This is a genomic window from Bradyrhizobium sp. CCBAU 65884, assembly GCF_028128835.1.
Taxonomy (GTDB): Bacteria; Pseudomonadota; Alphaproteobacteria; order Rhizobiales; family Xanthobacteraceae; genus Bradyrhizobium; species Bradyrhizobium ottawaense.
Window position 1 is genome coordinate 128,129 of the sequence record NZ_LBJU01000130.1, and the last position, 26,593, is coordinate 154,721.

Annotated in this window: 27 protein-coding genes; 16 read left to right on the forward strand and 11 right to left on the reverse strand. The window is 65.4% G+C overall.

The window, feature by feature from the left end:
* On the reverse strand, nucleotides 1-1,326 hold the full coding sequence (locus tag XI03_RS32390; RefSeq protein ID WP_028139440.1) for an FAD-binding oxidoreductase: 1,326 nt from the start codon (nucleotides 1,324-1,326) through the stop codon (nucleotides 1-3).
* Nucleotides 1,327-1,448: 122 nt separating this feature from the next.
* A complete protein-coding gene (locus tag XI03_RS32395) occupies nucleotides 1,449-2,255 on the reverse strand; it encodes an undecaprenyl-diphosphate phosphatase (RefSeq protein WP_028139439.1) in 807 nt (268 codons plus the stop codon).
* Nucleotides 2,256-2,424: 169 nt separating this feature from the next.
* Between XI03_RS32395 and XI03_RS32400 the strand changes: the two genes are divergently transcribed.
* The 3 genes from XI03_RS32400 to XI03_RS32410 all read left to right on the forward strand — a co-directional run bounded on the left by XI03_RS32400 (nucleotide 2,425) and on the right by XI03_RS32410 (nucleotide 5,240).
* A complete protein-coding gene (locus XI03_RS32400) occupies nucleotides 2,425-3,117 on the forward strand; it encodes a glutathione S-transferase family protein (RefSeq protein ID WP_028139438.1) in 693 nt (230 codons plus the stop codon).
* On the forward strand, nucleotides 3,066-4,241 hold the full coding sequence (gene queG / locus XI03_RS32405) for a tRNA epoxyqueuosine(34) reductase QueG (protein ID WP_271594383.1): 1,176 nt from the start codon (nucleotides 3,066-3,068) through the stop codon (nucleotides 4,239-4,241). The genes XI03_RS32400 and queG overlap by 52 nt, the downstream gene beginning before the upstream one ends.
* Nucleotides 4,242-4,442: 201 nt before the next feature.
* The gene (locus XI03_RS32410) at nucleotides 4,443-5,240 is read left to right on the forward strand and encodes an acyl-CoA thioesterase domain-containing protein (RefSeq protein WP_271594384.1); all 798 of its coding nucleotides are present in this window, start codon (nucleotides 4,443-4,445) and stop codon (nucleotides 5,238-5,240) included.
* Between the two features lie 133 nt (nucleotides 5,241-5,373).
* On the opposite strand, the gene XI03_RS32415 is transcribed toward XI03_RS32410, so the two are convergent.
* Together XI03_RS32415 and XI03_RS32420 are read right to left on the reverse strand one after the other, a co-directional pair.
* The gene (locus XI03_RS32415) at nucleotides 5,374-5,841 is read right to left on the reverse strand and encodes a nuclear transport factor 2 family protein (RefSeq protein WP_271594385.1); all 468 of its coding nucleotides are present in this window, start codon (nucleotides 5,839-5,841) and stop codon (nucleotides 5,374-5,376) included.
* Nucleotides 5,842-5,870: 29 nt separating this feature from the next.
* The gene (locus XI03_RS32420) at nucleotides 5,871-6,656 is read right to left on the reverse strand and encodes an alpha/beta hydrolase (protein ID WP_038972302.1); all 786 of its coding nucleotides are present in this window, start codon (nucleotides 6,654-6,656) and stop codon (nucleotides 5,871-5,873) included.
* Between the two features lie 246 nt (nucleotides 6,657-6,902).
* On the opposite strand from XI03_RS32420, the gene infC reads away from it, so the two are divergent.
* Nucleotides 6,903-7,442 carry a translation initiation factor IF-3 gene (gene infC / locus XI03_RS32425; protein ID WP_080670072.1) on the forward strand — a complete coding sequence of 180 codons (540 nt, stop codon included), beginning with the start codon at nucleotides 6,903-6,905 and terminating at the stop codon, nucleotides 7,440-7,442.
* 196 nt (nucleotides 7,443-7,638) lie between these two features.
* On the opposite strand, the gene XI03_RS32430 is transcribed toward infC, so the two are convergent.
* The gene (locus XI03_RS32430; protein ID WP_038948624.1) at nucleotides 7,639-8,043 is read right to left on the reverse strand and encodes a hypothetical protein; all 405 of its coding nucleotides are present in this window, start codon (nucleotides 8,041-8,043) and stop codon (nucleotides 7,639-7,641) included.
* A 262-nt stretch (nucleotides 8,044-8,305) separates the two neighbouring features.
* Here XI03_RS32430 and rpmI point away from each other — a divergent pair, with 262 nt between their 5' ends.
* Together rpmI and rplT are read left to right on the forward strand one after the other, a co-directional pair.
* Nucleotides 8,306-8,506, forward strand: a complete 201-nt coding sequence (gene rpmI, locus XI03_RS32435; RefSeq protein ID WP_008143958.1) for a 50S ribosomal protein L35 — start codon at nucleotides 8,306-8,308, stop codon at nucleotides 8,504-8,506.
* Between the two features lie 80 nt (nucleotides 8,507-8,586).
* Nucleotides 8,587-8,946: a 50S ribosomal protein L20 gene (rplT, locus tag XI03_RS32440; RefSeq protein WP_027561620.1), complete on the forward strand. Its 360-nt coding sequence runs from the start codon at nucleotides 8,587-8,589 to the stop codon at nucleotides 8,944-8,946.
* 11 nt (nucleotides 8,947-8,957) lie between these two features.
* Here the strand turns inward: rplT and XI03_RS32445 are convergent, their stop codons facing one another.
* Entirely contained in the window at nucleotides 8,958-9,377 is a 420-nt protein-coding gene (locus XI03_RS32445; protein ID WP_271594466.1) for a hypothetical protein, read from the reverse strand.
* Between the two features lie 144 nt (nucleotides 9,378-9,521).
* Here XI03_RS32445 and pheS point away from each other — a divergent pair, with 144 nt between their 5' ends.
* The 4 genes from pheS to XI03_RS32465 are packed head-to-tail and all read left to right on the forward strand — an operon-like array spanning nucleotide 9,522 to nucleotide 14,181.
* Nucleotides 9,522-10,604, forward strand: a complete 1,083-nt coding sequence (pheS, locus tag XI03_RS32450; RefSeq protein ID WP_271594386.1) for a phenylalanine--tRNA ligase subunit alpha — start codon at nucleotides 9,522-9,524, stop codon at nucleotides 10,602-10,604.
* A 2-nt stretch (nucleotides 10,605-10,606) separates the two neighbouring features.
* Entirely contained in the window at nucleotides 10,607-10,996 is a 390-nt protein-coding gene (locus tag XI03_RS32455) for an ASCH domain-containing protein (protein ID WP_271594467.1), read from the forward strand.
* Between the two features lie 9 nt (nucleotides 10,997-11,005).
* Nucleotides 11,006-13,414 carry a phenylalanine--tRNA ligase subunit beta gene (pheT, locus tag XI03_RS32460; RefSeq protein WP_271594387.1) on the forward strand — a complete coding sequence of 803 codons (2,409 nt, stop codon included), beginning with the start codon at nucleotides 11,006-11,008 and terminating at the stop codon, nucleotides 13,412-13,414.
* On the forward strand, nucleotides 13,411-14,181 hold the full coding sequence (locus XI03_RS32465; protein ID WP_271594388.1) for a sulfite exporter TauE/SafE family protein: 771 nt from the start codon (nucleotides 13,411-13,413) through the stop codon (nucleotides 14,179-14,181). Before pheT ends, XI03_RS32465 begins: the two co-directional genes overlap by 4 nt.
* A gap of 179 nt (nucleotides 14,182-14,360) precedes the next feature.
* Here XI03_RS32465 and XI03_RS32470 read toward each other — a convergent pair whose 3' ends face one another.
* On the reverse strand, nucleotides 14,361-15,752 hold the full coding sequence (locus XI03_RS32470) for a flavin monoamine oxidase family protein (RefSeq protein WP_271594389.1): 1,392 nt from the start codon (nucleotides 15,750-15,752) through the stop codon (nucleotides 14,361-14,363).
* Between the two features lie 192 nt (nucleotides 15,753-15,944).
* On the opposite strand from XI03_RS32470, the gene XI03_RS32475 reads away from it, so the two are divergent.
* Nucleotides 15,945-16,922, forward strand: coding sequence for a YiiX/YebB-like N1pC/P60 family cysteine hydrolase (locus tag XI03_RS32475; protein ID WP_271594390.1), 978 nt, complete (start codon nucleotides 15,945-15,947; stop codon nucleotides 16,920-16,922).
* Between the two features lie 192 nt (nucleotides 16,923-17,114).
* On the opposite strand, the gene XI03_RS32480 is transcribed toward XI03_RS32475, so the two are convergent.
* Nucleotides 17,115-17,390 carry a metal-sensitive transcriptional regulator gene (locus tag XI03_RS32480; protein ID WP_007598521.1) on the reverse strand — a complete coding sequence of 92 codons (276 nt, stop codon included), beginning with the start codon at nucleotides 17,388-17,390 and terminating at the stop codon, nucleotides 17,115-17,117.
* 65 nt (nucleotides 17,391-17,455) lie between these two features.
* Between XI03_RS32480 and XI03_RS32485 the strand changes: the two genes are divergently transcribed.
* The 3 genes from XI03_RS32485 (at nucleotide 17,456) to XI03_RS32495 (ending at nucleotide 21,374) form a co-directional block, all read left to right on the forward strand.
* Complete coding sequence (locus tag XI03_RS32485; protein WP_271594391.1) at nucleotides 17,456-19,906, forward strand: heavy metal translocating P-type ATPase; 2,451 nt, start codon at nucleotides 17,456-17,458, stop codon at nucleotides 19,904-19,906.
* Between the two features lie 58 nt (nucleotides 19,907-19,964).
* Nucleotides 19,965-20,411, forward strand: coding sequence for a nickel-responsive transcriptional regulator NikR (gene nikR / locus XI03_RS32490; RefSeq protein WP_271594392.1), 447 nt, complete (start codon nucleotides 19,965-19,967; stop codon nucleotides 20,409-20,411).
* 222 nt (nucleotides 20,412-20,633) lie between these two features.
* The gene (locus XI03_RS32495) at nucleotides 20,634-21,374 is read left to right on the forward strand and encodes a sulfate transporter family protein (protein ID WP_038948637.1); all 741 of its coding nucleotides are present in this window, start codon (nucleotides 20,634-20,636) and stop codon (nucleotides 21,372-21,374) included.
* A 6-nt stretch (nucleotides 21,375-21,380) separates the two neighbouring features.
* Here XI03_RS32495 and XI03_RS32500 read toward each other — a convergent pair whose 3' ends face one another.
* From XI03_RS32500 to nth, 3 genes are all read right to left on the reverse strand, one after another.
* Nucleotides 21,381-23,009 (reverse strand): MFS transporter, encoded by a 1,629-nt coding sequence (locus XI03_RS32500; RefSeq protein ID WP_271594393.1) that lies wholly within the window; start codon nucleotides 23,007-23,009, stop codon nucleotides 21,381-21,383.
* Nucleotides 22,996-24,135 carry an HlyD family secretion protein gene (locus XI03_RS32505; RefSeq protein WP_271594394.1) on the reverse strand — a complete coding sequence of 380 codons (1,140 nt, stop codon included), beginning with the start codon at nucleotides 24,133-24,135 and terminating at the stop codon, nucleotides 22,996-22,998. Before XI03_RS32505 ends, XI03_RS32500 begins: the two co-directional genes overlap by 14 nt.
* A 157-nt stretch (nucleotides 24,136-24,292) precedes the next feature.
* Complete coding sequence (gene nth / locus XI03_RS32510; protein WP_271594395.1) at nucleotides 24,293-25,045, reverse strand: endonuclease III; 753 nt, start codon at nucleotides 25,043-25,045, stop codon at nucleotides 24,293-24,295.
* A gap of 22 nt (nucleotides 25,046-25,067) precedes the next feature.
* Between nth and XI03_RS32515 the strand changes: the two genes are divergently transcribed.
* Together XI03_RS32515 and XI03_RS32520 are read left to right on the forward strand one after the other, a co-directional pair.
* A complete protein-coding gene (locus XI03_RS32515; protein WP_038948641.1) occupies nucleotides 25,068-25,598 on the forward strand; it encodes a DUF2244 domain-containing protein in 531 nt (176 codons plus the stop codon).
* Nucleotides 25,599-25,652: 54 nt separating this feature from the next.
* Nucleotides 25,653-26,549 carry a methylated-DNA--[protein]-cysteine S-methyltransferase gene (locus tag XI03_RS32520; protein ID WP_097668242.1) on the forward strand — a complete coding sequence of 299 codons (897 nt, stop codon included), beginning with the start codon at nucleotides 25,653-25,655 and terminating at the stop codon, nucleotides 26,547-26,549.
* Nucleotides 26,550-26,593: the final 44 nt, after the last annotated feature.

A 26,593-nucleotide genomic window follows, 5' to 3' on the forward strand; every position in this document is an offset into this window, starting at 1 on the left:
CTAGACCTCATCAAACAGACGCTGTGAAAGTTTCGATCGGATATTGCCGGCGGGATCGAGCGATTTGCGGATCGCGTTGAAACGCTGCAAGGCAGGATAGCCCGCCGCGAAGGTCGCGCGCGACTGGCGCGCGTCTTTCGCCAGATACAGCCGGCCGCCGGCGGCGACGACCAGGCGATCGATCTCGTCGAGGAAATTCAGGATGTCGCCCTTCACCGGGAAATCCAGCGCCAGCGTGTAGCCGGGCAGCGGGAACGACAGGATGCCGTCACCCTGCCCGAGCTTCTTGAGCACGGCGAGGAAGGAAGCATCGCCGCGCCGCGCGACACGATCGAGGATGTCGCCGAGCACGCCGCGCGCGCCGGCTTGCGGGATCACGCATTGATGCTGCAGGAAGCCGCGCTTGCCATAGATGCGATTCCACTCACCGACGCTGTCGAGCGGAAAGAAATACGGATAGAGCGAGACCACATGGCTGCCGCCGGCGCGCCGCGCGCCCATGCGATAGTAAAGTTCGTTGAAGGCGCGGACGCTGGTGCGGTTCAGTGCCATCGACGGCAGGTCGACGGGCACGCTGAGGCGAGACTCCTTGCCGACCGGAAATGCATCGGCGCCTTCCGTCAGCTCGCCCCTGCCCGCGTGCTCGCCGAGATAGATCAGCGAACGGCCGAGATCGCGCCCCCGTGCCACGCAATCGATCCAGGCCACCGAATAGGTCGCGGCATCGCCCGCCTCGAGCGCGCGCATCGCGGCATCGAGATCGGACGCGGAGATCACCCGCTCGCGGATCCACCCGGTCTCGACCCGGCGCAGCCGCATCGTCGCTTCGAGGATGATGCCGGTCAGGCCCATGCCGCCGACGGTCGCGAAGAAGGCATCGGAGTTCTGTTCACGCGATGCCTCGATGACCTCGCCCTGCCCGGTGCGCAGCAAAAGGCTGTCGACATAGCGACCGAAGCCGCCCTCGCAATGATGGTTCTTGCCGTGGACGTCGGCGGCGATGGCGCCGCCGATCGAGACGAAGCGGGTGCCGGGCACGACGAAAGGCAGAAAGCCACGCGGGCCAAAGGTGTCGATCAGGTCCGACAGGAGAACGCCGGCTTCCAGGCGGATGCGCCCGGTTGCCGGATCGAACGACCTGACCCGGTCGAAGCCGGTCATGCCGATCGTCCTGACAGCGCCGATCGCGGCATCGCCATAGGCGCGGCCGTTGCCGCGCGCGACGGTGCCGGCCGAGATGGCTTCGCCGACTGCCGCGAACGAGCGCGGGCGCAGCACATCGCTATCGACGACCGGGAAACGCCCCCAGCCGCTGACGAGGGTCATGGCTCAGCTCCTGTGCCGGACGCGCGCCGCCCGGCGTTGGAAACTGACTACCCATCAAAAGCTTATTTTGGGTTGAAAACGCCTGCCAGCCGAACTGCCGTAGCCCGGATGGAGCCAGACAGTTAACGCCCCAGCGCCAGCGCGATCAGGCCGAGCGTGCCGACGATGACGCGCCACCAGGCGAACACCACGAAGCCGTGCCGGGTGACATATTCCAGGAACGTCTTGACCACGATGATCGCGGTGATGAACGACACCACGAAGCCGATCGCGACGATGCCCATGTGGTCCATCGTCATCTCGGAGCGGTTCTTGTAGAAGTCGTAGGCGAACGCACCGATCATGGTGGGGATGGCGAGGAAGAACGAGAACTCCGCCGCCGCGCGCTTGTCGGCGCCCAGGAACATCGCGGCGACGATGCTGGCGCCGGAACGCGACACGCCCGGGATCATCGCCACGCACTGCGCGATGCCGATATAGAGATACATCAGCAGCGGAAACCTCGTGGCGTCATGCTCGCGCGGCTTGAGATCGAGCTTGTCGACCCAGAGCAGGATGGCGCCGCCGACGATCAGCGTGAAGCACACGACCCAGGGATTGAACAGCACGCTCTTGATGTATTTGCCGGCGACGAGGCCGACGATCACAGCCGGCAGGAACGCGACCAGCACGCCGAGCACGAAGCGGCGCGAATAGGTGTCGCCCGTGAAGAAGCCGATCACGACATCCCAGAGCTTCTTGAAGTACAGCCCAACGATCGCGAGGATCGCACCCAGCTGGATCAGAACCGTAAACGAATCCCAGAAGGCGCCTTCGCCGAGATGGAAGAAGCGTTCCGCGAGCAGCAAATGGCCGGTCGAGGACACGGGAAGGAACTCGGTCACACCCTCGATGATGCCGAGGATCACTGCCCGTATTGCGTCTGACATATTTACGGTCCATTTCGGCTGGAAAAGCGGGGCCCTTCTCGCCTATTCGCCCCCATGCCGCAATCGCAAAATGCGAAATCACGCCCTTGCCTCGCGGTTTTGAAGGACTAGTGTGGCGTCGCACAAACATTGATGGAATCTTAAGCACCATCAAATAGTCAAAGGCTTCATGTTTACGCTGTTTCATCATCCGTTCTGTCCGCATTCGCGTTTCATCCGCCTGATCGCGGGCGAATACGGGCTCGACCTCAAGCTGGTGGAAGAGCGCAGCTGGGAGCGGCGCGAGGCATTTTTGTTGCTCAATGCGGCCGGCACGACGCCTGTGATGGTGGACGACGAGCAGCCGCCGATCCCGGGCGCTGCGATCATCGCTGAATATGTCGACGAGGCCTATGGCGCCGGGATGGGACCCAAGCGCCTGATGCCGGAAGCCATCGGCGAGCGTGTCGAGGTTCGCCGTCTGATGGCTTGGTTCAACGAAAAATTCTTCGAGGAGGTCTCGCATCCTCTCGTCACCGAGCGCATCTACAAGCGCTTCATGAGCGAGGAGAACGGCGGCGGGCCGCCCTCGGCCGACGTGATGCGCGCCGCCAAGGCCAATGTGCGCTATCATCTGGCCTATATCGGCTGGCTGGCGCAGACCCGTAATTTCCTTGCCGGCGACCGGCTCACTTACGCGGATCTCGCCGCCGCGGCGCATCTCTCGGCGATCGACTATCTGGGCGACGTGCCATGGAGCGAGGACGACGCAGCAAAGGCATGGTACGCGCGGGTGAAGTCCCGCCCGTCGTTCCGTCCGCTGCTGAGCGAATGGCTGGCCGGCGTGCCGGCGTCGCGGACCTACGTGGACCTGGATTTCTGAACTCCGATCCGACTGAACTGAAGGCAGCGCTCACGCGCGAGGCGCGGGCGCTCGGCTTCGACTGCATCGGCGTCACCGCACCTGGCACGATCGAGAGTGCCGGAAAATACTTCCTCGAATTCATCGCCTCCGGCGGCCATGGCGACATGGACTGGCTCGCGGCGCAGCCGGAGCGCCGGGTCGATCCGCGCGGGCTATGGAACGACGTGCGCTCGGTGATCATGCTCGGCGTCAATTACGGCCCGGACCAGGATCCGCTCGCGATTCTCGAGCAGCGCACGCGCGCGGCGATCTCGGTCTATGCGCAGGGCGACGACTATCACGATCTCATCAAGAAGCGGCTGAAGGCGCTGGCGCGCTGGCTGGTCGCGACCGCGCCGTCGGACGTGAAGGTGTTCGTCGACACCGCAGCGGTGATGGAGAAGCCGCTGGCGCAAGCTGCGCATCTGGGCTGGCAGGGCAAGCACACTAACCTCGTCTCGCGCGAGTTCGGCTCGTGGCTTTTCCTCGGCGCGATCTACACCACGCTGGAGCTGCCGCGCGACGCTGCCGAGATCGATCATTGCGGCTCGTGCCAGGCCTGTCTCGACATCTGCCCGACGGCGGCGTTTCCCGCGCCCTACAAGCTCGATGCGAGGCGTTGCATCTCCTATCTCACCATCGAGAACAAGGGACCGATCCCGCACGAATTTCGCAAAGCCATCGGCAACCGCATCTATGGCTGCGACGATTGCCTCGCTGCGTGTCCCTGGAACAAGTTTGCGCAGGAGGGGCGCGAAGCCAAGCTCGCCGCACGCAGCGAATTGCGCGCGCCTGGTCTCGCCGAGCTGGCACGCCTCGACGACGCCGCGTTCCGCGCGCTGTTCACGAAATCGCCGGTCAAGCGCATCGGCCGCGATCGGTTTTTGCGCAACGTCCTGATTGCGATTGGCAACTCGGGTGACGTGACGTTGTCGGAAGAGGCGCGGCGGTTGCTGGAGGATGCGAGCCCGCTGGTGCGTGGCGCGGCGGTGTGGGCGCTGGGGCAACTGGTGAGGCGGGAAGAGTTTGAGGCGATGAAGGCCGCTGCGTTAGACGACGAACGCGACGACAGCGTGCGTGAGGAGTGGCAGACCGTCGCCTAACCCACCGCCGTCATTCCCCGCGAAGGCGGGGAATCCAGTACGCCGCGGCTTCTCGATTTTGTCACGGCCGTCTCGGACTACTGGATCGCCCGGTCAAGCCGGGCGAAGACACCTGTTGTCGTGGCGAGAGCTTGCGCACCTGACTCTCACGACGGCACCACCACCCTTGATTTCCCCGCGCGTTTCTTCAATCTCGCGCGCATGACAAACCTGCCTTTCTTCACCCGCAACAGTAATACATTCCATCCGACGGAAGCCGCCAACGGTCCGTGGGATCCGAAATCCCTGCATGGACGCGTCGTCGTCGGGCTGCTCGGCTTCGCCATCGAGGAGCGCCATTCCGGTCCCAAATTGGTGCCGGCGCGGCTCACCGTCGACATGTTTCGGCTGCCGACCATCGACAAGCCGATCGAGGTGACGACGCGTCTCGTGCGCGACGGCTTGCGCATCCGCGTGGTCGAAGCGGAATTCGTCTCCGGCGGTGTCAGCATGGCGCGGGCCTCGTGCCAGCTGCTGCGCAAGACGCAAAATCCTGATGGCAATGTCTGGTCGCCGCCGAACTGGGACGTGCCGAAGCCGGCCGACATTCCAAAACCCACCGATCCCAGGCTCGGCATGAACGGCAAATGGACGACGCGCCCCATTGTCGGTCATATGGGCTCGCTCGGTCCGCGAAGACTCTGGATGAGCGAGGTGCGCGAGCTCGTCGCGGGCGTGCCGATGACACCGTTCGTCCGTGTCGCAACGGGTGCGGATTTCGCAAGCCCCTTTGCCAATGCCGGCGACAACGGGCTCGGCTACATCAACAGCGACGTCACGATCTATCTGCACCGCCTGCCGGTGACGAACTGGATCGGCTTCGAGGTGGTGAACCACCACGCCACCGACGGCGTCGCGATCGGCGAATGCTGGCTCTATGACGAACAGGGCCCGATCGGCACCGCGACGGTGGCCGCGCTGGCGCAGCGCAAGCCGATGGCCAATCCGTCGAAGCGATAGACTATTCACCGTCATTCCGGGGCACGCGCAGCGTGAGCCCGGAATCCATGCCGCCTCGCGCTTTGACGCCCGATGGATTCCGGGTTCGCGCCAAGTGGCGCGCCCCGGAATGACGATGGAGAGAGTTGCGCCTCTACTTCAAATGCCGCTGCATCTCCGGCCGTGCCTTCAGATCGGCGCCCTGCTTGGCGACGATCTTGGCAATCCGCTCCGGCGCAAACTTCAGGTCGACGAATGCCGGCGCGGTATTGGCGACCTCGTGATAGCTCACGATCTTGCCGCCCTTCAGTGTCATGATCGCAACGCCCTCGAACATCGCCCGCGCGCCGTTCGCTTCCGGCAGGGTCGAACGATAGCTGAAGGTGTAGCGCGCATAGAGCGTGGTGCCGTCGGTGACGGGATCGTGCATGTCCCAGCGGAAATCGGTCGCCGTGCGATAGAACCAGTCGTCGATCATCGCGGCGATCTTCTCGTGGCCGGCGAAGGCGCCGTAGAACACGTCGTGATAGACGCCGTCCTCGGTGAACAGCTCGGCGAACGCTTTGCCGTTGCGCTGCTCGACCGCATCGCAGAAGGCGCGCAGCATGGCGGTGGTGGTCATTGGATTGCCTCCTGAAGGAAGAAGGCACTTCACCCGATCTCAGCCACCGCGGCAAGAATGCGCGCGATGTCCTGCGGGCGGGAGAGGCGGTGATCGCCGTCCTGGATCATGGTCAGCACGACGTCGTCGGCCGGCAGGCGATGCGTCAGCGCGAAAGCGTGCTGCCAGGGCACGTCAGGATCCTTCGCACCTTGCAGGATGCGGACCGGGCAGCCGAGATCGATGGCGCGGCCGAGCACGAGATGGTTGCGGCCCTCCTCGATCAGGTTCCGCGTGATCGGATAGGGCGAGCCGTCGCCATATTCGGACGGCCGCAGCCAGACACCCTTGGTCTCGATCTCCTGCTTCACCGCGGGCGAAAAATTCTTCCACATCAGCTCTTCGGTGAAGTCGGGCGCCGGCGCGATCAGCACGAGCCCTGCGAGCGAGGCCGCGCCAGAACGCTTCCTGATCTCGCGCGCGAGCAGCAGCGCCATCCAGCCGCCCATGGAGGAGCCGATCAGGACCTGCGGGCCATCGCAGAACCGTTCGAACACCGCCACGCACTCCTCCAACCAGCGTCCGATGGTTCCGTCGGCGAAATCGCCGCCGGATTCGCCGTGACCGGAATAGTCGAACCGAACCATGGCGCGGCCGTGGTCCCGGGCCCAGGCGTCCAGTGCCAGGGCCTTGCTGCCCTGCATGTCCGATTTGAATCCGCCGAGCCAGACCAGCCCGGGCCCCTGCCCGCGCCGGCTGCGCACCGCGATCCTGCGTGCTGAGGGGCCCTCACCCACATCGATGGAGTCGAGTACGGCATCAATTGCATGGCTCATGGAACGTTTAACCTGGCTGCGCGGTTTGAGCTGTCGGGTCGTATTCCGCAGCGCCGGAGACCGGCATTGTCCCTTTGGGACGCTTGCGGAACGGAAGCAAGGTGTCTATGTCGGTCAGCGTGCCCAGGCGTGGCCGAAATACCTCGCATTTGAGGGTTTTTCGTTTCGCGCACGAGCGAATTGCTTGCCGGCAAACGCATCTTCCTGCAAAATAGCAGCCTCTTTCACAACTTTGGAGAACCACCCATTCGCCGTCCCAATAAAGCCCCGCCCGTCGCCAGCAAAGATGGGCCGCGCATCAATGATGATATTCGCAATGCGCAGATCCAGCTGATCGATCAGGCCGGTGACAACAAAGGCACGGTCGAGACCGTCATGGCCATCCGGATGGCCCAGGAAGCGGGCATGGATCTGGTCGAGATCTCGCCGAACGTCAGCCCTCCCGTCTGCAAGATCATGGACTACGGGAAATATAAGTATTCGGCCCAGAAAAAAGCCGCCGAAGCCCGCAAGCGGCAGAAGATCGTCGAGATCAAGGAGATCAAGCTCCGCCCGATGATCGACGACCACGATTACGACGTGAAGATGCGCGCGATGCAGCGGTTCTTCGAAGAGGGCGACAAGGTCAAAATCACGCTGCGCTATCGCGGTCGCGAAATGGCGCACCAGGAGATCGGCACCAAGCTGCTCGACAAGATCAAGACCGACGTCGCCGAGCTCGCCAAGGTCGAGCAGGACGCCCGATTTGAGGGCCGTCAGGTCGTCATGGTTCTGGCGCCGCGCTGACGCCGGTTGCTTGGAACTCAAGAGTTCAACGGCCCGTCCGGATCTCCGGCGGGCCGTTTTGTTTTGGGCGAGGTGCGAGCCGCGAGCGCCGGGTGAGGGTTCTGTCCTCTTTGGGGGTTCTCGCCAGCGGAGACACCCTCTCCCCAGCCCTTCCCCGCAAGCGGGGGAGGGAGCGCGCCATTTTTCCCGGCGACAGCTACGTCCTCGTCGCCTGCCAGGTGCCGCTGCACCGATCGCCGGAAATGATGCCCTTCCACGACCCTGTGCCGTTCACGCCGGCGAGCCGGCCGCCGCCGCTGGCATGGGACGCGCCGACCGAGACCTGGACCGCCACAGCACCGCCGCGATTGACCTTGCCGGAAACCCGGCCGCCGCCGGCGGACGACACCCGGCTACCGGTCACGGTGAAGGGGACGCTGTAACCGGAGCTGCAATTGCCCCGCGTGGTGGCGAAGGTGACGTTCCAGATGCCGTCATAGCCGCCGACCCGGGCATCGGCCGTCGATGGCAGCGCGGCCGTGGCGAGCACGGCCAGAAGCGCCAGATGGCGCGGACGGGCGAAAACAGTCGAAGAGGGAAGCGATCGGGAAAAATGGGCCATTTTGGTCCTGCTCCAGGCGACAGGCTTGCACATGAGGGTCGCAATGCCGAATAGTCGCCGGGCTGGTTTCGCCGGTTCATCGTTGCCAATCGGCCTGTCCTCTGTCATAAGCCCAGCCTTCATCGCCCGGCTGATTAAGGGCTGCCGTGGCGGTGTTTCGTGTGGGTTTCGTAAAACCTGAGCACAATCAACGCTCTAACGAGCATTTTTGACGGCCAGCCGCCTTCGCGGGGCGGAACTCTGTGGCCATTAGGAGAGCCAAATGCCCAAGCTGAAGACCAAATCGGGCGCTAAAAAGCGCTTCAAGGTGACTGCCACCGGCAAAGTGATGTTCGCCCATCGCGGCAAGCGTCACGGCATGATCAAGCGGACGAAGAAGCAGATCCGTCAGCTGCGCGGCACCGCGGTGCTGTTCAAGACCGACGGCGACAACGTCAAGAAGTACTTCTTGCCGAACGCCTGACCGCGTCCACGATCATTGCCAACCGTGCCGCGTCTTGCGCGGCAATCCGATAACCAAAGTCATCTCTGAAGGATTTTGTCATGTCTCGCGTCAAACGCGGTGTGACCGCCCACGCCAAGCACAAGAAAGTCTACAAGGCCGCCAAGGGTTTCTACGGCCGCCGCAAGAACACCATCCGCGCCGCCAAGCCGGCCGTGGAGAAGGCCCAGCAGTACGCGTTCCGTGATCGCAAGCGCAAGAAGCGGACCTTCCGCGCGCTCTGGATCCAGCGCATCAACGCTGCCGTTCGTCCGTTCGGCCTGACCTACAGCCGATTTATCGACGGCATGGCCAAGTCCGGGATCACCGTGGACCGCAAGGTGCTGTCGGATCTCGCGATCAGCGAGCCCGCGGCGTTCCAGGCGATCGCCGAGAAGGCCAAGGCTGCGCTCGCTGCCTGAGCCCTGCGGCGCTAGCGGCCGGCTCTGCCGGCCTTCAGCGCACGTTGCGAGTAGCGCTGGGCGACCTCCGCCCGGCAGAAGGCCGTGGCCGAGATATACATGGTGCCGGACTTGCTCCGGTACTTCTGGTCGCAGACCCGCAACTCGCGCTGGTAGCTGAGCTTCTGTGGCGGCTGCAGCTGGCCGATGAAATCGGCCTCGCACTTCTTCTCGACGACGTCACCGAACTGTACGTCGCCGCTGGCGCCGTATGCGCAGGCCTCGAACTGCTTCATGGCACGCTCGCAGCCCGGCGCCGCGTTCAGGGCCACGACGATGTCATCCATCGACGTGGATTTGGCCTGGCATTCTTCGGCGACGAGAGCCGCGCCTCCCAGAAAGCCTTCCAGGAGAACCAGGGCCAGGCCGGCCACCCAGAATCGCAAACGCATCGTCCCCTCCTTCGCGTTCAGGTTGGTGCCAGCCATGCCTTTGCGGTTCAAATGCCCCGCATTTACGACGTCCAATCGGCTTGACGTTCCGCCCCGGCTGCGGCCACAACCCGGCAGCCTTTTGCAAGTTTGAGGGATCCGACCGTGTCCGACCTCGCCAGTCTCGTTCAATCCATCCTCGCGCAGATCAGTGCTGCCGACGACGAAGCGGCCCTCGAAGCCGTCCGCGTTGCCTCGCTCGGCAAGAAGGGCTCGATCTCAGCCTTGCTGGCAACGCTCGGCAAGATGTCGCCGGACGAGCGCAAGACACAGGGCGCCGCGATCAACCAGGCGAAGGACGAGGTCACCCAGGCGCTCGCCGCCCGTCGCGACGTGCTGAAATCGGCGGCGCTCGATGCGCGGCTCGCGTCCGAGACCGTCGATGTCACGCTGCCGCTGCGCGATGCGCCGACGGAAGCCGGCCGTATCCATCCGCTGAGCCAGGTCTGGGACGAGCTGACCACGATCTTCGCCGACATGGGATTCTCGGTCGCCGAAGGCCCCGATATCGAGACCGACGACTACAACTTCACCAAGCTGAATTTCCCGGAAGGCCATCCGGCGCGCGAGATGCACGACACCTTCTTCTTCCATCCGAAGGAGGACGGCTCGCGCATGCTGCTGCGAACCCACACCTCGCCGGTGCAGGTGCGCACCATGCTGAGCCAGAAGCCGCCGATCCGCGTGATCTGCCCGGGCCGCACCTACCGCATCGATTCGGACGCGACCCACACGCCGCAATTCCACCAGGTCGAAGGCCTCGTCATCGACAAGGGCTCGCATCTCGGACACCTCAAATGGATCCTGCACGAGTTCTGCAAGGCGTTCTTCGAGGTCGACCACATCAACATGCGCTTCCGGCCGTCGTTCTTCCCGTTCACCGAGCCGTCGCTGGAAGTCGACATCCAGTGCCGCCGCGACAAGGGCGAGATCCGCTTCGGCGAGGGTGAGGACTGGCTGGAGATTCTCGGCTGCGGCATGGTGCATCCGAACGTGCTGCGCGCCTGCGGCATCGATCCCGACGAGTATCAGGGCTTTGCCTGGGGCATGGGCATCGACCGCATCGCCATGCTGAAATACGGCATCGCCGACCTGCGCCAGCTGTTCGACAGCGACGTGCGCTGGCTGTCCCATTACGGCTTCAAGCCGCTCGAGGTGCCGACGCTCGCGGGGGGATTGAGCACGTGAACCTGAGCGCCGTCCCGGAGCAATATCGCGGCCTGCGGTCGTTCGCCTTCGGCGACGGACCGGCTCTGGCCGACGAGTTGCTCGATCTCGTGATCCGGGGCGTCAAGACCGCGACATGCAGCACCGAGGACGAGCCCAACACCTCGACGGCGGGCGAACGCTGGATCGTGCTCGACGGACGCGGGGAGGCACGCTGCATCATCGAATCGACCGAGGTGAGCTATCGCCGCTTCGGCGAGGTCGATGCGGCCTTTGCCTTCGACGAAGGCGAAGGTGATCGCAGTCTCGACCACTGGCGCAACGCGCATCGCAACTATTTCGGTCGGCAAGGCAAGTTTCGCGAAGACATGATGCTGATGTGCGAACGCTTTCGCCTGATCGAGGTTTTCTAGGAACGCAAAATGAAATTCACCCTCTCCTGGCTGAAGGACCATCTCGAGACCGACGAGCCGCTGGACAAGCTCGCCGAGAAGCTCACCATGATCGGGCTCGAGGTCGAGAACATCGAGGACAAGGCGAAGGCGCTGAAGCCCTTCACCATCGCGAAGGTGATCTCGGCCGAGCAGCATCCGAACGCGGATCGCCTGCGCGTCTGCATGGTCGACACCGGCGACGGCGGTGCGCCCGTGCAGGTCGTGTGCGGCGCGCCGAATGCGCGTGCGGGCCTCGTCAGCGTGTTCTCAGCCCCCGGCACCTACATTCCCGGCAAGGACATCACGCTCGGCGTCGGCACCATTCGCGGCGTCGAGAGCCGCGGCATGCTGTGCTCGGCGGCCGAGCTGCAGATCTCCAACGACCATGACGGCATCATGGAATTGCCGGCGGACGCGCCGATCGGCGCCGGCTATGCCGAATGGGCAGCGCTCGGCGATCCCGTGGTCGAGATCAATCTGACGCCGAACCGGCAGGACTGCACCGGCGTGCACGGCATCGCGCGCGATCTCGCCGCCGCCGACATGGGCAAGTTTAGGGATCCCACCATCAAGCCGATCAAGGGCGAATTCCCGTGTCCCGTGAAGGTCACGGTCGAGGACGCCACGCTGTGTCCGGGCTTTGCGCTCCGCCTCGTGCGCGGCGTGAAGAACGGGCCGTCGCCGGAATGGCTGCAGAAGCGGCTGACCGCGATCGGTCTGCGCCCGATCAATGCGCTGGTCGACATCACCAACTTCATGACCTACGACCGCGCACGCCCGCTGCACGTGTTCGACGCCAGGAAGGTGAAGGGCAATCTCGTCGTGCGCCGCGCGCGCGACGGCGAGACGCTGCTGGCGCTCGACGGCCGCACCTACAATCTCGATCCCGCCATCTGCGTGATCGCGGACGAGCACGGCGTCGAATCTCTTGCCGGCATCATGGGTGGCGAAGCCTCGGGCTGCGACGAGACCACGACCGACGTGCTGATCGAGTCCGCGCTGTGGAACGAGATCAACATCGCCCAGACCGGCCGTAAGCTCGGCATCAATTCCGATGCGCGCTACCGCTTCGAGCGCGGCGTCGATCCGGCCTTCATGGTGCCTGGCCTCGAGCTCGCGACCAAGCTGGTGATGGAGATGTGCGGCGGCGCACCGTCCGAGAACGTCGTGGTCGGCAAATCCTTCGGCGACGACCGCGTGATCGATTTCCCGGTGACGGAAGTGAAGCGTCTCTCCGGCATCGAGGTGCCGCAGGTCGAGATGAAGCGCATCCTGACCCATCTCGGCTTCATGATGGCCGGCCCCGGCCCGGTGGTGAAAGTCGCGGTGCCGTCCTGGCGCTCCGACGTGCACGGCAAGGCCGACATCGTCGAGGAGATCGTCCGCATCTTCGGCGTCGACAAGGTGCCGATGACGCCGTTCGAGCGCGGCGAGGACGCGCGCAAACCGGTGCTGACCCCGTTGCAGCTGCGCACCCGCCGCGCCCGGCGCGCGCTGGCGGGCCGCGGCATCATCGAGGCGGTGACCTGGTCGTTCATCAACAAGACTGCGGCTGAATTGTTCGGCGGTGGCCAGCGCGAGCTCGAAGTGGCCAACCCGATCGCGTCCGATCTTTCGGATATGCGCCCGACCCTGCTCGCAGGGCTGATCGCGGCGGCGCAGGCCAATGCCGATCGCGGCTTTGGCGATGTCGCGCTGTTCGAAGTGGGCCAGGTGTTCAAAGGTGATCGCCCGCAGGACCAGTTCATGGCGGCGAGCGGCGTGCGCCGTGGCTTTGCTTCGTCCGAAGGTCTCGGACGGCACTGGACCGGCTCGGCGCAGGCCGATGTGTTCGACGCCAAGGCCGATGCGCTGGCGGTGCTGGCTGCGGCCGGCGCGCCGATGCAGGCACTGCAGATCGTGGCCGGCGGTCCCGGCTGGCTGCATCCGGGCCGCTCCGGCACGATCCAGATCGGGCCGCAGAACGTGCTCGGCACTTTCGGCGAGGTGCATCCGCGCGCGCTCGAGGCGCTCGGTGCCGACGGGCCGCTGATGGTGTTCGAGGTGATCCTCGACCGCATCCCGGAGGCGAAGAAGAAGCCGACCCGCGCCAAGCCGGTGATCGAGCTGTCGGCATTCCAACCGGTGTCGCGCGACTTCGCCTTCATCGTCGATCGCGCTGTCAAGGCCGGCGACATCGTCCGTGCCGCGCAAGGCGTCGACAAGAAGCTGATCACCGCCGTCAACGTCTTCGACGTCTACGAGGGCAAGGGCATCGATGACGGCAAGAAGTCGATCGCGGTCGCGGTCACGCTTCAGCCGCGCGAGAAGACCCTGACCGATCAGGAGATCGAGGCCGTCGCGGCGAAGATCGTGGCGGAGGTCACCAAGAAGACCGGCGGCGTTCTGCGCGGATGACCCTCGCTGATTTCCTTCCGAAGGACGTCAGCCTCACCATTGCGATGGCGCTCTGCGCCGTCGCTTTCGTTTCGGGCACCGCCCGCGGCTTCTCCGGCTTCGGCTCGGCGCTGATCTTCATGCCGCTGGCGAGCAGCATCGCGGCGCCGCGGCTCGTTGCCGCGCTGCTGCTGGTGATCGATTTCGTCGCGGCCGCGCCGCTGCTGCCGGATGCGTGGCGGAAGGCGGATCGCAAGGCCACCGCCGTGATCGTGCTGGGCGCGCTGATCGGCGTCCCCGTCGGCACCTATTTCCTCAGCGTGCTCGAGCCCGTCACCACGCGCTGGATCATCTCCTGCTTCGTCGCCGCGCTGCTGCTTCTGTTGCTGTCGGGCTGGCGCTATCGCGGCAAGGACCACGCCTGGCTCTCGGTCGGAATCGGCGGCCTGTCGGGCTTCTGCAGCGGCCTCGCGCAGACCGGCGGGCCGCCGATCGTCGGCTACTGGCTCGGTCGCCCGATCGCGCCGATCGTCGCGCGCGCCAATATCGTGCTGTTCTTCGGCGCGTCTGATTTCTTCTCGATGATCAGTTACGCGTCCACGGGTCTGATCAGCCGCGAGTCGCTCGTGCTCTCGCTGATCGTCGGGCCGGTCTATGCGGCTGGCGTCGCATTCGGCGCCTCGCTGTTCGGCCGCGCCAGCGAGAAAGTATTTCGCGCGATTTGCTATGGTCTAATCGCGATGGCGGTGATCGCGGGACTGCCGGTGCTGGACGGGGTGTTGCGCTGATTATCTCCGCTGTCGTCCCTGCGAACGCAGGGACCCATACCGCGTGATCTATCGATAAGACACAAGTGACAGTCCCGACGACGATCTCTCAACTGCGAGGCTTCGTCAAACGTCTCCCTGTGGTTATGGGTCCCTGCGTTCGCAGGGACGACGGCGGAGTGTTTGGCGGCTTGATTGCCTTACTGCCGCGGCGCTCTGCGCTTTTTCGTCGATTGCGTCGGCACATCGGTGGTGTCGTCCTTGAGCGCACCGATCTTGCGCAAGGCTGCGTCCGCAGCGCGCTCGCCACTTTCCCAGGCGCCGTCGACGGTGCCCCACAGCGTCTCGTGCGTGGCTTCGCCGGCAAGGAACACGTTGCCGATCGGCTCGCTCAGGATTTTTCGCGACAGCTGGCCGCCAGGGGAAGCCGCCGACATCGCACCCAGGACGTAGGGCGAGGCGGTCCAGCGCGTAGCGCTGGTCTTCCCGACGGCAGCCGCAGCCTCGCTACCGAACAATTTCGTGATCCATTCCCTGGCGAAGGCGACCATCGCCTTCTCGCCCTGCTCGGAGAGATCGCGGCCGAACGCGCCGCCGACGTCGATCGAGCACAGCGAGGAGCCGCCGATATTGGCGTACATCAGCGCCGTGCGCGCCGAATTGCTCTGCTCGATAAGGATATCGTCGCGCGACAGGCCGAGCGGATTGCCGGGCAATTGCAGCACGATCCGATCATAGCTGCCGAGGCCCAGCTTTGACGCCGCGTCCAACGTGCGTTTGGGAATGTCGGGCGTGAACTTGATCGCGCCCGATGTCAGCACGTTGGTCGAGACTGTGACGATGGCGGCGCGCGCGGCGATCTTGCCGGCTTGCGTCTCCACGCTGACGTCGCGGTTGCTCCAGCTGATGCGGCTCGCCGGCGTCGACAGCGCCACCGGCGCCTGCTCGCCGAGCTTGGTGATCAGCGTGCCCAGGCCCTGACGGCAGGCGATCGCCGCGTTGCGATCCTGCGCGCGTCCCTTGTCGATCGCGGACAGCTCCTTCAGGTCCTTGCCGGCAAAGCCCGCGCCCAGCATGAATTCGGCCGCCCCCGCCCAGTCGCCGAGATCCTTCGGCAGCACGGAGGCGCAAGAGGTATCCAGCTTGGCCCGCGAAGCATCGTCGATGGCGCGGTTGGCGCGCACCAGCGCCGCCAGGAATTGCTCGGTCTCGCCCGCGCGCGCGTTGCGGCGGCCGATGCGCATCTTCTGGCCCGATGGCGCCGGCATCACGTCCAGCCCGACACTGCGCGCCAGCCGGATCATCGGATTGGTGTCGGGATTGTGCATCCAGCGCGCACCACGGTCGAACGGCACCTCGAAGGTGGTGCTGTCGGTGATACAGCGGCCGCCGATCTGCGATGCCGCTTCCATCACGACGACCTTGCGGCCCGTCGCCATGATGCGCCGCGCCGCGGCGATTCCGGCGGCCCCCGCACCGATCACGACGATATCCGCCTCGCGCGGCAGGGGCGCGGCGGTTGCGCGCAGGACCGGCATTGCGGCGGCAAGACTCGCCGACGCCGAAAGGAAACCGCGGCGCGTGATTGTCATGTCATGGTTTCCGAGGACTTGCGGCGAACGGGAACAGTCAGCGAACCTTGCCGCATCTGATGTTGCACGGCAACCATCATGGTGAATCAATCGTGCTTGAAGTCACGGAGTGATGAACCGAATTGCAAGACGTTTCGACCATGATAGAGAAGGGAAAAAGACGGCCGCAAAAGGTCGTGGGGGGAGTTGGAAATGGGGACGGTCCTAGATTCAGTCGGCAAGCTGATTGCCGCGTACCTCTCCAAGGAGGTGCCGGGCTACGAGCCGTTCACGCCGAGCGACCCGGAGCACTTGCGCGGCGTGATCGAGCCCGGCGACGTGCTGCTGGTCGAGGGCAACAACCGCATCTCAGGCATCATCAAATATCTGACGCAGTCGACCTGGTCGCATGCCGCGCTCTATGTCGGCCCGGTCGAGGGCGCCGCGGAGCCCGACGGCGAACCGCATGTGCTGATCGAGGCCAATATCGGCGAAGGCGTCACCTCTGCGCCGCTGTCGAAATATTTCCCGTATCACACCCGGGTCTGCCGCCCGGTCGGGCTGTCCTACGAGGACCGCACCACGGTCTGCCGCTATGCGATCAACCGCATCGGCTTCGGCTACGACACCAAGAACATCGTCGACCTCATGCGCTTCTTGTTCCCGTTGCCGGTGCCGCAGCGCTGGCGGCGACGCATGATCGCGATTGGCTCGGGCGATCCGACCAAGATCATCTGCTCGGCGCTGATCGCGCAGGCGTTCGATGCGGTGCGCTATCCGATCCTGCCCAAGATCACCAAGGCCGGCAGCCGCGCCGCCCGCCGCGAGATCCTGCACATCCGCGATTCCTCGCTCTACATGCCCCGCGACTTCGACATCTCGCCCTATTTCGAAGTCGTCAAACCCACCATCGTGCACGGGTTCGACTACACCGCCCTGCACTGGGCCGACAAGCAGAAGCCGCTCGAGGAGGTAGCGGGCACATTCAGTGTGTTTCCAGAAACGATCAGTGCGCCGCCGCTCGTTCCTGAGGCGGTTGACGAAGAGGCGCCGGCTGAAATTCCGGCTGCGCAAGTGAGTGCACAGCCTGCGGTGACGGCTGAAAGCGTTCCCGGGCCTGTCCCGCTGCTGAAGAAGCTGGCGATGTACCGCCCGAGGCGCCGTGGCCGGGCGAGAGAAATTGCGGCGTAACCGCTGTCGTCCCTGCGAAAGCAGGGACCCATACCGCGTGATCTATCGAGTGGTCGCGGTAGACATACCGAACAACGAGTCTTCGCCAACATCTCCCTGGGTTATGGATCCCTGCGTTCGCAGGGAGGACACCGGAGTTATGGCGCGATCTCGCTCAACAACAATCATCACGAGCGCAGCGACGGTGAAAACCTACCGCTCCGCCCGTCCGATCACCGCCATCAGCTCCGCGATCTTCTCGCGTTGGTCGGCCTTGTCGCCGCTCGCGATCGCGTGCTCGACGCAATGGGCGACGTGGTCCTTGAGGACCTCTTCCTCGACCCGGCGCAGTGCGGCCCGCACCGCAGAGATCTGCGTCACGATGTCGATGCAGTAGCGGTCCTCCTCTACCATTTTCGAGAGGCCGCGAACCTGGCCCTCGATCCGGCCGAGGCGTTTTCCGACAGATGCCTTGATGTCCTTGCGCATGGGGTCTATATACCCCTACCGGGTATGGGTTGCAAGACCCCGGGTACAAGGCCGGAGCAGGGACAATGAACGAACACAGGCATCATCAGGGCGGGGACGCACATTCCGGATGCGGTTGTTCCGCCAAAACGGAAGCGACCAAGCCGGCGGCGTCCTCCTGCTGCGGCGGGCACGGCAATCATGCCGGCCACGGCCATCATCACGCGCATGACCATGGCGATGCGGCCAGCAAGGTGCACGACCCCGTCTGCGGCATGACGGTCGATCCCACGACCTCGAAGCACCGTTTCGACCATCACGGCGAGACCTTCCATTTCTGCTCGGCCGGCTGCCGCACCAAGTTTGCCGCCGATCCCGCAAAATATCTCGCCAAGGACAAGGCGCCCGAGCCGGAGATGCCCGCGGGCACGATCTACACCTGCCCGATGCATCCGGAGATCCGCCAGGTCGGACCCGGCAGCTGTCCGATCTGCGGCATGGCGCTGGAGCCGGAAGTTGCAAGCCTGGAGACCGGCCCCAACCCCGAGCTCGCCGACATGACGCGGCGGTTCTGGATCGGCGGCGCGCTGGCGCTGCCGGCCGTGGTGCTGGAGATGGGCGGCCATCTCGCGGGCTCGCACAATTGGATCGATCAGACGCTGTCGAACTGGATCCAGCTCGCCTTCGCCACCCCCGTGGTGCTATGGGCCGGCTGGCCGTTCTTCGTTCGCGGCTGGCAGTCGCTGCTGACGCGCAACCTCAACATGTTCACGCTGATCGCGATGGGCACCGGGGTTGCCTATGTCTACAGCATCATCGGCACCGTCGTGCCGCAGATCTTCCCCGCCACGTTCCGCGGCCATGAAGGTGCTGTTGCCGTCTATTTCGAAGCGGCTGCCGTCATCACCGTGCTGGTGCTGCTCGGCCAGGTGCTGGAGCTGCGCGCCCGTGACGCAACCTCCGGCGCGATCAAGGCGCTGCTTCAGCTTGCGCCGAAGACCGCGCGCCGCGTCGATGACGACGGCAGCGAGCACGAGGTCGAAATCGACGCGCTGCATGCCGGCGATCGCCTGCGCGTCCGTCCCGGCGAAAAGGTGCCTGTCGACGGCGAGATCCTCGAGGGCCGGTCCTCGCTCGACGAATCGCTCGTCACCGGCGAGTCCATGCCGGTGACGAAGGAGAGCGGCGCGAAGGTGATCGCCGGCACGCTGAACCAGTCGGGCAGCTTCATCATGCGCGCCGACAAGGTCGGACGCGAGACGCTGCTGTCGCAGATCGTGCAAATGGTCGCGGACGCGCAGCGCTCGCGCGCGCCGATCCAGCGGCTGGCCGACCAGGTCGCGGGTTGGTTCGTGCCCACCGTCATCGTCGTCGCGATCGCCGCCTTTGCCGCCTGGGCCTGGTTCGGACCTGAGCCGCGGCTGGCCTTCGGCCTGGTCGCTGCCGTCAGCGTGCTGATCATCGCCTGCCCCTGTGCGCTGGGCCTCGCAACCCCGATGTCGATCATGGTCGGCGTCGGCCGCGGAGCGCAAGGCGGCGTGCTGATCAAGAACGCCGAGGCGCTGGAGCGGATGGAGAAGATCGACACGCTGGTGGTCGACAAGACAGGAACGCTCACCGAAGGCAAGCCCAAGGTGGTTGCAATCGTGCCGGCGTCAGGCTTTGCGGAGGATGACATTCTCCGGCTTGCGGCCAGCGTCGAGCGTGCCAGCGAGCATCCTTTGGCCGACGCGATCATGCGCGCGGCCAAAGAGAAGCAGCTTGCCCTCGGTCAGGTCGAGCAATTCGACTCGCCGACCGGCAAAGGCGCCACCGGCAAGGTCGACGGCAAGACCATCGCGCTCGGCAATGCCAGATATCTGACGTCGATCGGCATCGACACTACCGCGCTCGACACTGACGCCGAACGGCTGCGCCAGGACGGCGCCACCGTGATCAACATGGCCGTCGACGGCCGGCTCGCCGGCCTGTTCGCGATCGCCGATCCGGTCAAGGCCTCGACGCCGGAAGCGCTGAAGGCGCTCGCGGCCGAAGGCATCAAGGTCATCATGCTGACGGGCGACAACCGCACCACGGCGGAAGCGGTGGCGCGCCGGCTCGGCATTGCCGAGGTCGAGGCCGAGGTGCTTCCGGACCAAAAGAGCGCGGTGGTCACCAGGCTGCAAAAGGCCGGCCGCAGCGTCGCGATGGCCGGTGACGGCGTCAACGACGCGCCGGCGCTGGCCGCCGCGGAAGTCGGCATCGCCATGGGCACCGGCACGGATGTGGCGATGGAGAGCGCGGGCGTGACCCTGCTCAAGGGCGACCTCGTCGGCATCGTCCGGGCGCGAAAGCTGTCGCAGGCGACGATGAGCAACATCCGGCAAAACCTGTTCTTCGCCTTCATCTACAACGCCGCCGGCATTCCGATCGCGGCCGGCATCCTCTATCCCGCCTTCGGCGTCTTGCTCTCGCCGATCATCGCCGCGGCGGCGATGGCGCTGTCCTCGGTCAGCGTGGTCGGAAATGCGCTGCGGCTGCGGGCGACGCGGCTTTGAGGGGGACGAAATCCGTGTAAGACAGGTCCATTCAGCGGGTACGCGCGGAGAGGACCTGATGCAGCGAATTACCATCACGATCGAGGACGATCTGCTGGCGGAGATCGACGCGGCGGCGGAAGCCCGCGGCTACCAGAACCGCTCCGAGATCATCCGCGATCTCGCCCGCGCCGGCCTGCAGCAGAGCACCGAGGACACCGCGCAGACCGGCCAATGCGTGGCCGGTCTCGTCTATGTCTACGACCACGCCGCCCGCGATCTGTCAAAACGCCTGGTGCAGGAATTCCACGGCCATCACGACCTCGCGCTGGCGACGCTGCACGTCCATCTCGACGACAACAATTGCATGGAGATGACGGCGCTGCGCGGCGATGCCGCCGAAGTCAGGCATTTCGCCGACCACATCATCGCCGAACGCGGCGTCCGCTACGGCCGCGTGGTGATGATCCCGACCGGCGAAGGCAAGCAGGGGAAGGCGCGGAAGCACGGGCACCGGGATGGGTAGGAGCGAGCTTGCGTGCCCCGGACGCGGCGCAGCGCTTCTTCAGCGGTGCGCCGCTGAGCCGGGGCCCATCTCGCCGCAATCTCCTGGGTCCCGGCTCAGCAGCGCGCCATTGCATGCCGCACTGCGTCCGGGACACGGTCGTGCCTTGGGCAACCGCCCTCCCTTGCCGAAGCCGCATTGGGTGTCTACCTCTCGCAGGGTGTTTACCTCAGAGGGTCCCCCATGCTGGATGCCGCCATCAAGGCGCTGTCGCAAATGATCTCGCCGCCGATGCGCTCGATCCTGTGGCGATCGGTCGGGCTTGCGCTCGTGCTGATCACCGTGCTGGCGATCGGGCTGCAGCGGCTGCTGAGCTGGTTTGCGACCTCCGGTGAGGTCTGGCTGGAAGGCCTGCTCGGGCCGGGCTGGCACACCTCGCTCGAGGTCTTGTCCTGGATCGTCTCGATCGCGGCGGGCCTCGGCGTCGTGTTCGGCGGCGTATTCCTGATGCCCGCGATCACCTCGCTGGTGGCGAGCCTGTTCGTCGACGACGTCGCCGACATCGTCGAGCGCGAGCATTATCCCGCCGAGCAGCCGGGCCTCGCGCTGCCGTTCAGCCAGGCGATCTTCGAGGGCATCAAGACCGCGCTCCTGACCATCCTGGTCTATCTGATCGCGTTGCCGCTGGTGCTTTTCGCCGGGGCAGGCTTCCTGATCTTCTTCCTCGCCGCCGCCTGGCTGCTCGGCCGCGAATATTTCGAGCTCGCCGCGATGCGCTTCCGCTCGCCGGAAGAGGCCAAGGCGATGCGGCGCGACAATGCCGCCACCATCTTCACCGCCGGCCTCTTCATCGCCGCCTTCGTCTCGATCCCGATCGTGAACCTGGCGACGCCGATCTTCGGCATGGCCTTCATGGTCCACATGCACAAGCGGCTGTCGGGCCCGCGGCCCGAGCTGATCGAGCCGGCGCGGCAGATGCGGTAACGCGCTCTACGTCACCTGCACGCCACACTTGCGCAGCACCGTCTTGGCGAAGCCGAATGGCGCCGGCGTGAACGGGCCCGCCGGCGCACGGGTGATCAGTGCGAGGACACCGAGCGCGGCTATCGCGAGCCAGAAGCACAGCCAGAAGCCGTCGATATAGGCGAGCACGTTGGCCTCGCGCTGCACGATGCCCGCCAGCGTGCCGATCGCGCGCGGCTGTGCCAGTCCGGCGCCGTGGGCAGCGAAGTGATCGGCAAGCTGCTTCAGCATCCGCACCACGTCGACGTCGCCGACGCCGAGGTTCTGGCCGAGATAGAAGGAGTGGACTTGCTCGCGCACGCGCAGCCATGTCCCCATCAGCGCCACGCCGATCTCGGCGCCGCCGAGCCGCATGATCTGGATATAGGCCGCGAACGACGTCGCGCGGCTCGGGTCGGAGTTCGACAGCAGCGTGATGATCAGCGGCAGCAAGGTCAGCGACTGCCCGATCGCCTGGAGCAGCACGATGCCGACAAAGTCCTCGCGCGCCCAGTCATGGGTGAGCTGCGTGCCCCAGAGATTGGCGGCGGCGAAGCAGGCGAAACCCACGACAATCACGGTGCGCGTATCGAAATGCCGCAGCAGCCAGATCGAGAGCGGCACCAGCACGAACATCGGGAGCGCGCCATAGGTGAGCAGCAGCACGCCGCTCTGCTCGGGCCTGAGCAGGGCGATGGCAGCGAGGAAATTCGGCACCAGCGAGGCGTTGGACAGGCTGGTCAGCGTGTAGAGCAGGATCAGCACCAGCCCCAATCCGATATTCCGCGAGAACAAGACGTTCACATGCGCCCAGGGCTGCCGCACCAGCGACTCGTTGACGAGGAAGCCTGCGAACAGCACCGCGCCACCGACGAGCAGCGCCATCACCGTTCCCGAACCCAGCCAGTCCAGCCGGTTGCCCTGATCGAGCCCGGCGTAGATCATCGCGACACCTGCGCCGAGCAGCAGCATGCCGCCCCAATCGGCCTCGCGCAGCAGCGCGCGGTTCACGGGCTCGTTCGGTGTGCCGAGATAGACCATCAGCCCCATCAGCGGCGCGATCACGACGCTTTGCCAGTACAGCCATTGCCAGCCGAGATGATCGACATAGAAGCCGACCAGCGAGCTCGAGGTATCGAGCGCAAAGCCGACGCGGATCGAATAGATCGAGATCGCCGGCAGCCACCACCGGATCGGCAGATTGCGGAACACGATCATCAGCGTCGCCGGCACGAAGGTGCCGAGCAGGAGGCCATGCACGACGCTGAGCGCGAGCAGCGTTGGATAATCGTGCACGAAGGGAACGATCAGCGAGATGACGGCATAGACCAGGCTCGGAATGCCAAGCACGCGCCGCAGCCCGAACACGGTCGCGAGCCATGCCACTGCCGGCGCGATGAAGATCTGCGAGCCGATGCCGGCGGTCGAAAGCCAGGCGCCCTCGTCGAAGCTGAGCGAGAACGCGCCGCGCAGGTCGGGCAGGCCGACCGTGGTCAGGCGGCTGTCGAAATTGGCGAGGAAGGAGCCGAGCAGCACCGCCGCAACGGCGAACAGCGGCCGCGGCGCGACGCCGCCGCGCGACAGCGGTCCGCGATCGGCGTCGTCATTTTCCGCCATTCGCAGCCTTGGTGTCGATGCGGGTGACGACCGACATGCCCGGCACCAGCCGCGCCAGCAGCGGCTGGTTATCATCGAGCTGGATCCGCACCGGAATGCGTTGCACGACCTTGGTGAAATTGCCGGTGGCGTTTTCGGGCGGCAGCAGCGCCACTTGCGCCCCCGTCGCCGGCGCGATGCGCTCGACCGTGCCGCGCAGCGTCTCGCGCGGAAAACTGTCGACGGTGATCTCGACCGGCTGGCCCGGCGCGACGTGCGTCAGCTGGGTCTCCTTGTAGTTCGCGATCACATAGACCTTCGGCAGCGGCACCACGTTGATGAGGTTGGTGCCGATATTGACGTAGTCGCCGGGCTGCACCTGGCGCTCGCCGACGACGCCGTCGAACGGCGCCGATATCCTGGTGTAGCCGAGCTTGAGCTTCGCACCCGCCAGCGTTGCCTTGGCCGCGGCGACATCGGCGGCGCGCTGCTTCCGGGTGCCTTGCAGGACTTCGAGCTGATGCTGCTGGGCTGCGATCACGGCGCGGCTCGCGCGCACGTCGGCCTGCGCCTTGGCGTAAGCAGCCACCGCCTGCTCGAGCCGCTGCCGCGTGCCGGCTTCGGTCTGCGACAGCGATTGCTGACGCTCCTGCTCCTGCCGCGCCTCGACCTCCAGGGCTTCCGCGGAGAGCCGCGCCGCCTGCGCCTGCGCGATCGTCGCATATTGCAGCTCGATCTGGCTGGCCAGATTGTCGAGCGTGGCCTGCGCGGCGGCGACCGAAGCTTCGGACTGCGCGACCTGGGCCTCATAGTCGGCGGGATCGATCTGGATCAGGAGATCACCGGCCTTGACGCGCTGGAAGTCGGTCACGGCGACGGTCAGCACTTCGCCCGAGACACGGCTGGAAAGCCGGGTCAACTCGGCGCGCACATAGGCATCATTGGTGGTCTGGATCGCCGCATTGCCGACCCATTCGTCGAAACGCAACGTCGCCAGCGCGACGAAGCCGAGCGCGACGATCACGGCGAACAGCGGGATCGCGAACCGGCTCCAGAGTGAGGTCGCCGGAGGCTGTGTCGGCTTGGGCGGTGAGGCTGGTGCTGCGGCGGCCGATGGCGGCGACGAGACCTGTTCCTGTTGACTCACGACATGCCCCCCAAAATCGGCTGCGCTTGGACTCGAATCTCACCGCCATCATTCCGGGATGGTCCGAAGGACCAGACCCGGAATCTCGAGATTCTCAGGTGCGCAATGGCGCACCATAGTTCGATGCTGCGCATCGCCCCGGAATGACATCGGTTGCTCAGATCGTCTTCTCCGGCCACCGGCACAGATCGTTGATCAGGCAGACCTCGCAGCGCGGCTTGCGTGCGAGGCAAGTATAGCGGCCGTGCAGGATCAGCCAATGATGGGCATGCAGCATGAACTCGGCCGGGATCACCTTTTCGAGACCAAGCTCGACTTCGAGCGGCGTCTTGCCGGGCGCAAGTCCCGTGCGGTTGCCGACGCGGAAGACATGCGTGTCGACCGCCATGGTGTGCTCGCCGAAGGCCATGTTGAGCACGACGTTGGCGGTCTTGCGTCCGGCGCCGGGCAACGACTCGATCTCGGCGCGCGTGCGCGGCACCTCGCCGCCGAACTCGCTGAGCACCTTGGCGGACAGCGCGATCACGTTCCTTGCCTTGGTGCGGTAGAGGCCGATGGTCTTGATGTACTCGCGCAAGCGCTCCTCGCCGAGATCGAGCATCTTCTGCGGGGTGTCAGCGATTTCGAACAAGGCGCGCGTCGCCTTGTTGACGCCGGCGTCGGTTGCCTGCGCCGACAGCACCACGGCGACCAGCAGCGTGAACGGATTGACGTGCTCGAGCTCGCCTTTCGGTTCCGGGTTGGCTTTGCGGAAACGGCTGAAGACCTCGTGGATCTCGGCGGGCGTCCAGCGCTTTATCGCCTTGAGCGTCTTCTTGGCGGGCGCGTTCGGCTTCGCGACGATCGCCTTTGCCTTCTTCTTCGGCACCGGCGCGTTGCGCGGAGCCGGCTTGCGGGTGATTTTCGCCATGATCGGGATATACTGAGGGACGATGAGCACAGGCAACGAAATTGAGGGCAGCGATCCTGATCCGCGCGAGGTGCAGATCTTCTCCGCGCTGCTGACGCCGCACCGCTCGCTGAACCGCACCGGCTTCCTCGCCGTGATGCTGTTCCTGAGCGTGGTCAGCTTCGTCACGGGCCTCGCCTTCCTGATGATGGGTGCCTGGCCGGTGTTCGGCTTCTTCGGCCTCGACGTGCTCGTGATCTGGTGGGCCTTCAAGGCCAATTTCCGCGCGGCGCGGGCCAGCGAAGAGATCGTGGTCACGCCGTCGGAGCTGCGGGTGCGCCGCGTCAGCCATCGTGGCCAGGTCTCGGAATGGACGTTCAATCCGCTCTGGGTCCGGCTCGACCAGGAGGTCGACGAGGAATACGGCATCGAGCACGTCTATCTGATTTCCCGCGGCCGCCGGCTGCTCATTGCCGGCTTTCTCGGGCCAGAGGAAAAAGCTAGCTTTTACAATGCCTTGGTCGGCGCCCTGAACGCCGCCCGGCGCGGCCCGACTTACAATCCGGTGACCTGAGTGCAGTCAGAAATCGGGTGGTTTCCCACCCGTCCCTCTCCTACATTTCCAGTCATGATGACACTCGCCATACATGACCAGCGCCTGGCCAGGCCGGGCACCCAGAACGCCGCGCTGCGCGACTATGATTCGGTGCGCCGGGCGATCGCCTTCATCTCGGAGAACTGGCGCGCGCAGCCGACCATCGAGGCGATGGCGGATGCGGCCGGGGTCACGCCGGATGAGCTGCACCATCTGTTCCGCCGCTGGGCCTCGATCACGCCGAAGGCTTTCATGCAGGCCCTGACGCTCGATCACGCCAAGGGTCTGCTGCGGGACTCCGCGAGCATCCTCGACGCCGCGCTCGACTCCGGGCTGTCAGGCCCGGGACGGCTGCACGATCTCTTCGTGACCCATGAAGCGATGTCGCCGGGCGAATGGAAGAACGGCGGCGCCGGCCTGACCTTGCGTTACGGCTTTCACCCCTCGCCGTTCGGGACGGCCATCGTGATCGCGACCGATCGCGGCCTGTCGGGCCTCGCTTTCGCCGATCATGGCGAGGAGAAGGTCGCGCTGGCCGACATGACCCGGCGCTGGCCGAACGCGACCTATTTCGAAGATCACGAAGGCACCGCGCCACTGGCGCAGCGCATCTTCGATCCAAAACTGTGGCGGCCGGACCAGCCGCTGCGCGTGGTGATGATCGGCACCGATTTCGAGGTGCGGGTGTGGGAGACGCTGCTGAAAATCCCGATGGGGCGCGCGGTGTCCTATTCCGACATCGCCTGCAACATCAACAGCCCGAAGGCCTCGCGCGCCGTCGGCGCGGCGGTCGGCAAGAACCCGGTCTCGTTCGTCGTGCCCTGCCACCGCGCGCTCGGCAAGAGCGGCACACTGACGGGCTATCACTGGGGCATCACCCGCAAGCAGGCGATGCTGGGCTGGGAAGCCGGGCAATTGGGGGTGCAGTAGGCTAGGCGAGATGCCGTAGGGTGGGCAAAGGCGCAACGCGCCGT

Coding starts and splice junctions, on each gene's coding strand:
- XI03_RS32390 (WP_028139440.1), bottom strand. CDS start 1,326: ATGACCCTCGTCAGCGGCTGGGGGCGTTTCCCGGTCGTCGATAGCGAT.
- XI03_RS32395 (WP_028139439.1), bottom strand. CDS start 2,255: ATGTCAGACGCAATACGGGCAGTGATCCTCGGCATCATCGAGGGTGTG.
- XI03_RS32400 (WP_028139438.1), top strand. CDS start 2,425: ATGTTTACGCTGTTTCATCATCCGTTCTGTCCGCATTCGCGTTTCATC.
- queG (WP_271594383.1), top strand. CDS start 3,066: ATGGCTGGCCGGCGTGCCGGCGTCGCGGACCTACGTGGACCTGGATTT.
- XI03_RS32410 (WP_271594384.1), top strand. CDS start 4,443: ATGACAAACCTGCCTTTCTTCACCCGCAACAGTAATACATTCCATCCG.
- XI03_RS32415 (WP_271594385.1), bottom strand. CDS start 5,841: ATGACCACCACCGCCATGCTGCGCGCCTTCTGCGATGCGGTCGAGCAG.
- XI03_RS32420 (WP_038972302.1), bottom strand. CDS start 6,656: ATGAGCCATGCAATTGATGCCGTACTCGACTCCATCGATGTGGGTGAG.
- XI03_RS32430 (WP_038948624.1), bottom strand. CDS start 8,043: ATGGCCCATTTTTCCCGATCGCTTCCCTCTTCGACTGTTTTCGCCCGT.
- rpmI (WP_008143958.1), top strand. CDS start 8,306: ATGCCCAAGCTGAAGACCAAATCGGGCGCTAAAAAGCGCTTCAAGGTG.
- rplT (WP_027561620.1), top strand. CDS start 8,587: ATGTCTCGCGTCAAACGCGGTGTGACCGCCCACGCCAAGCACAAGAAA.
- XI03_RS32445 (WP_271594466.1), bottom strand. CDS start 9,377: ATGCGTTTGCGATTCTGGGTGGCCGGCCTGGCCCTGGTTCTCCTGGAA.
- pheT (WP_271594387.1), top strand. CDS start 11,006: ATGAAATTCACCCTCTCCTGGCTGAAGGACCATCTCGAGACCGACGAG.
- XI03_RS32465 (WP_271594388.1), top strand. CDS start 13,411: ATGACCCTCGCTGATTTCCTTCCGAAGGACGTCAGCCTCACCATTGCG.
- XI03_RS32470 (WP_271594389.1), bottom strand. CDS start 15,752: ATGACAATCACGCGCCGCGGTTTCCTTTCGGCGTCGGCGAGTCTTGCC.
- XI03_RS32475 (WP_271594390.1), top strand. CDS start 15,945: ATGGGGACGGTCCTAGATTCAGTCGGCAAGCTGATTGCCGCGTACCTC.
- XI03_RS32480 (WP_007598521.1), bottom strand. CDS start 17,390: ATGCGCAAGGACATCAAGGCATCTGTCGGAAAACGCCTCGGCCGGATC.
- XI03_RS32485 (WP_271594391.1), top strand. CDS start 17,456: ATGAACGAACACAGGCATCATCAGGGCGGGGACGCACATTCCGGATGC.
- nikR (WP_271594392.1), top strand. CDS start 19,965: ATGCAGCGAATTACCATCACGATCGAGGACGATCTGCTGGCGGAGATC.
- XI03_RS32495 (WP_038948637.1), top strand. CDS start 20,634: ATGCTGGATGCCGCCATCAAGGCGCTGTCGCAAATGATCTCGCCGCCG.
- XI03_RS32500 (WP_271594393.1), bottom strand. CDS start 23,009: ATGGCGGAAAATGACGACGCCGATCGCGGACCGCTGTCGCGCGGCGGC.
- nth (WP_271594395.1), bottom strand. CDS start 25,045: ATGGCGAAAATCACCCGCAAGCCGGCTCCGCGCAACGCGCCGGTGCCG.
- XI03_RS32515 (WP_038948641.1), top strand. CDS start 25,068: ATGAGCACAGGCAACGAAATTGAGGGCAGCGATCCTGATCCGCGCGAG.
- XI03_RS32520 (WP_097668242.1), top strand. CDS start 25,653: ATGATGACACTCGCCATACATGACCAGCGCCTGGCCAGGCCGGGCACC.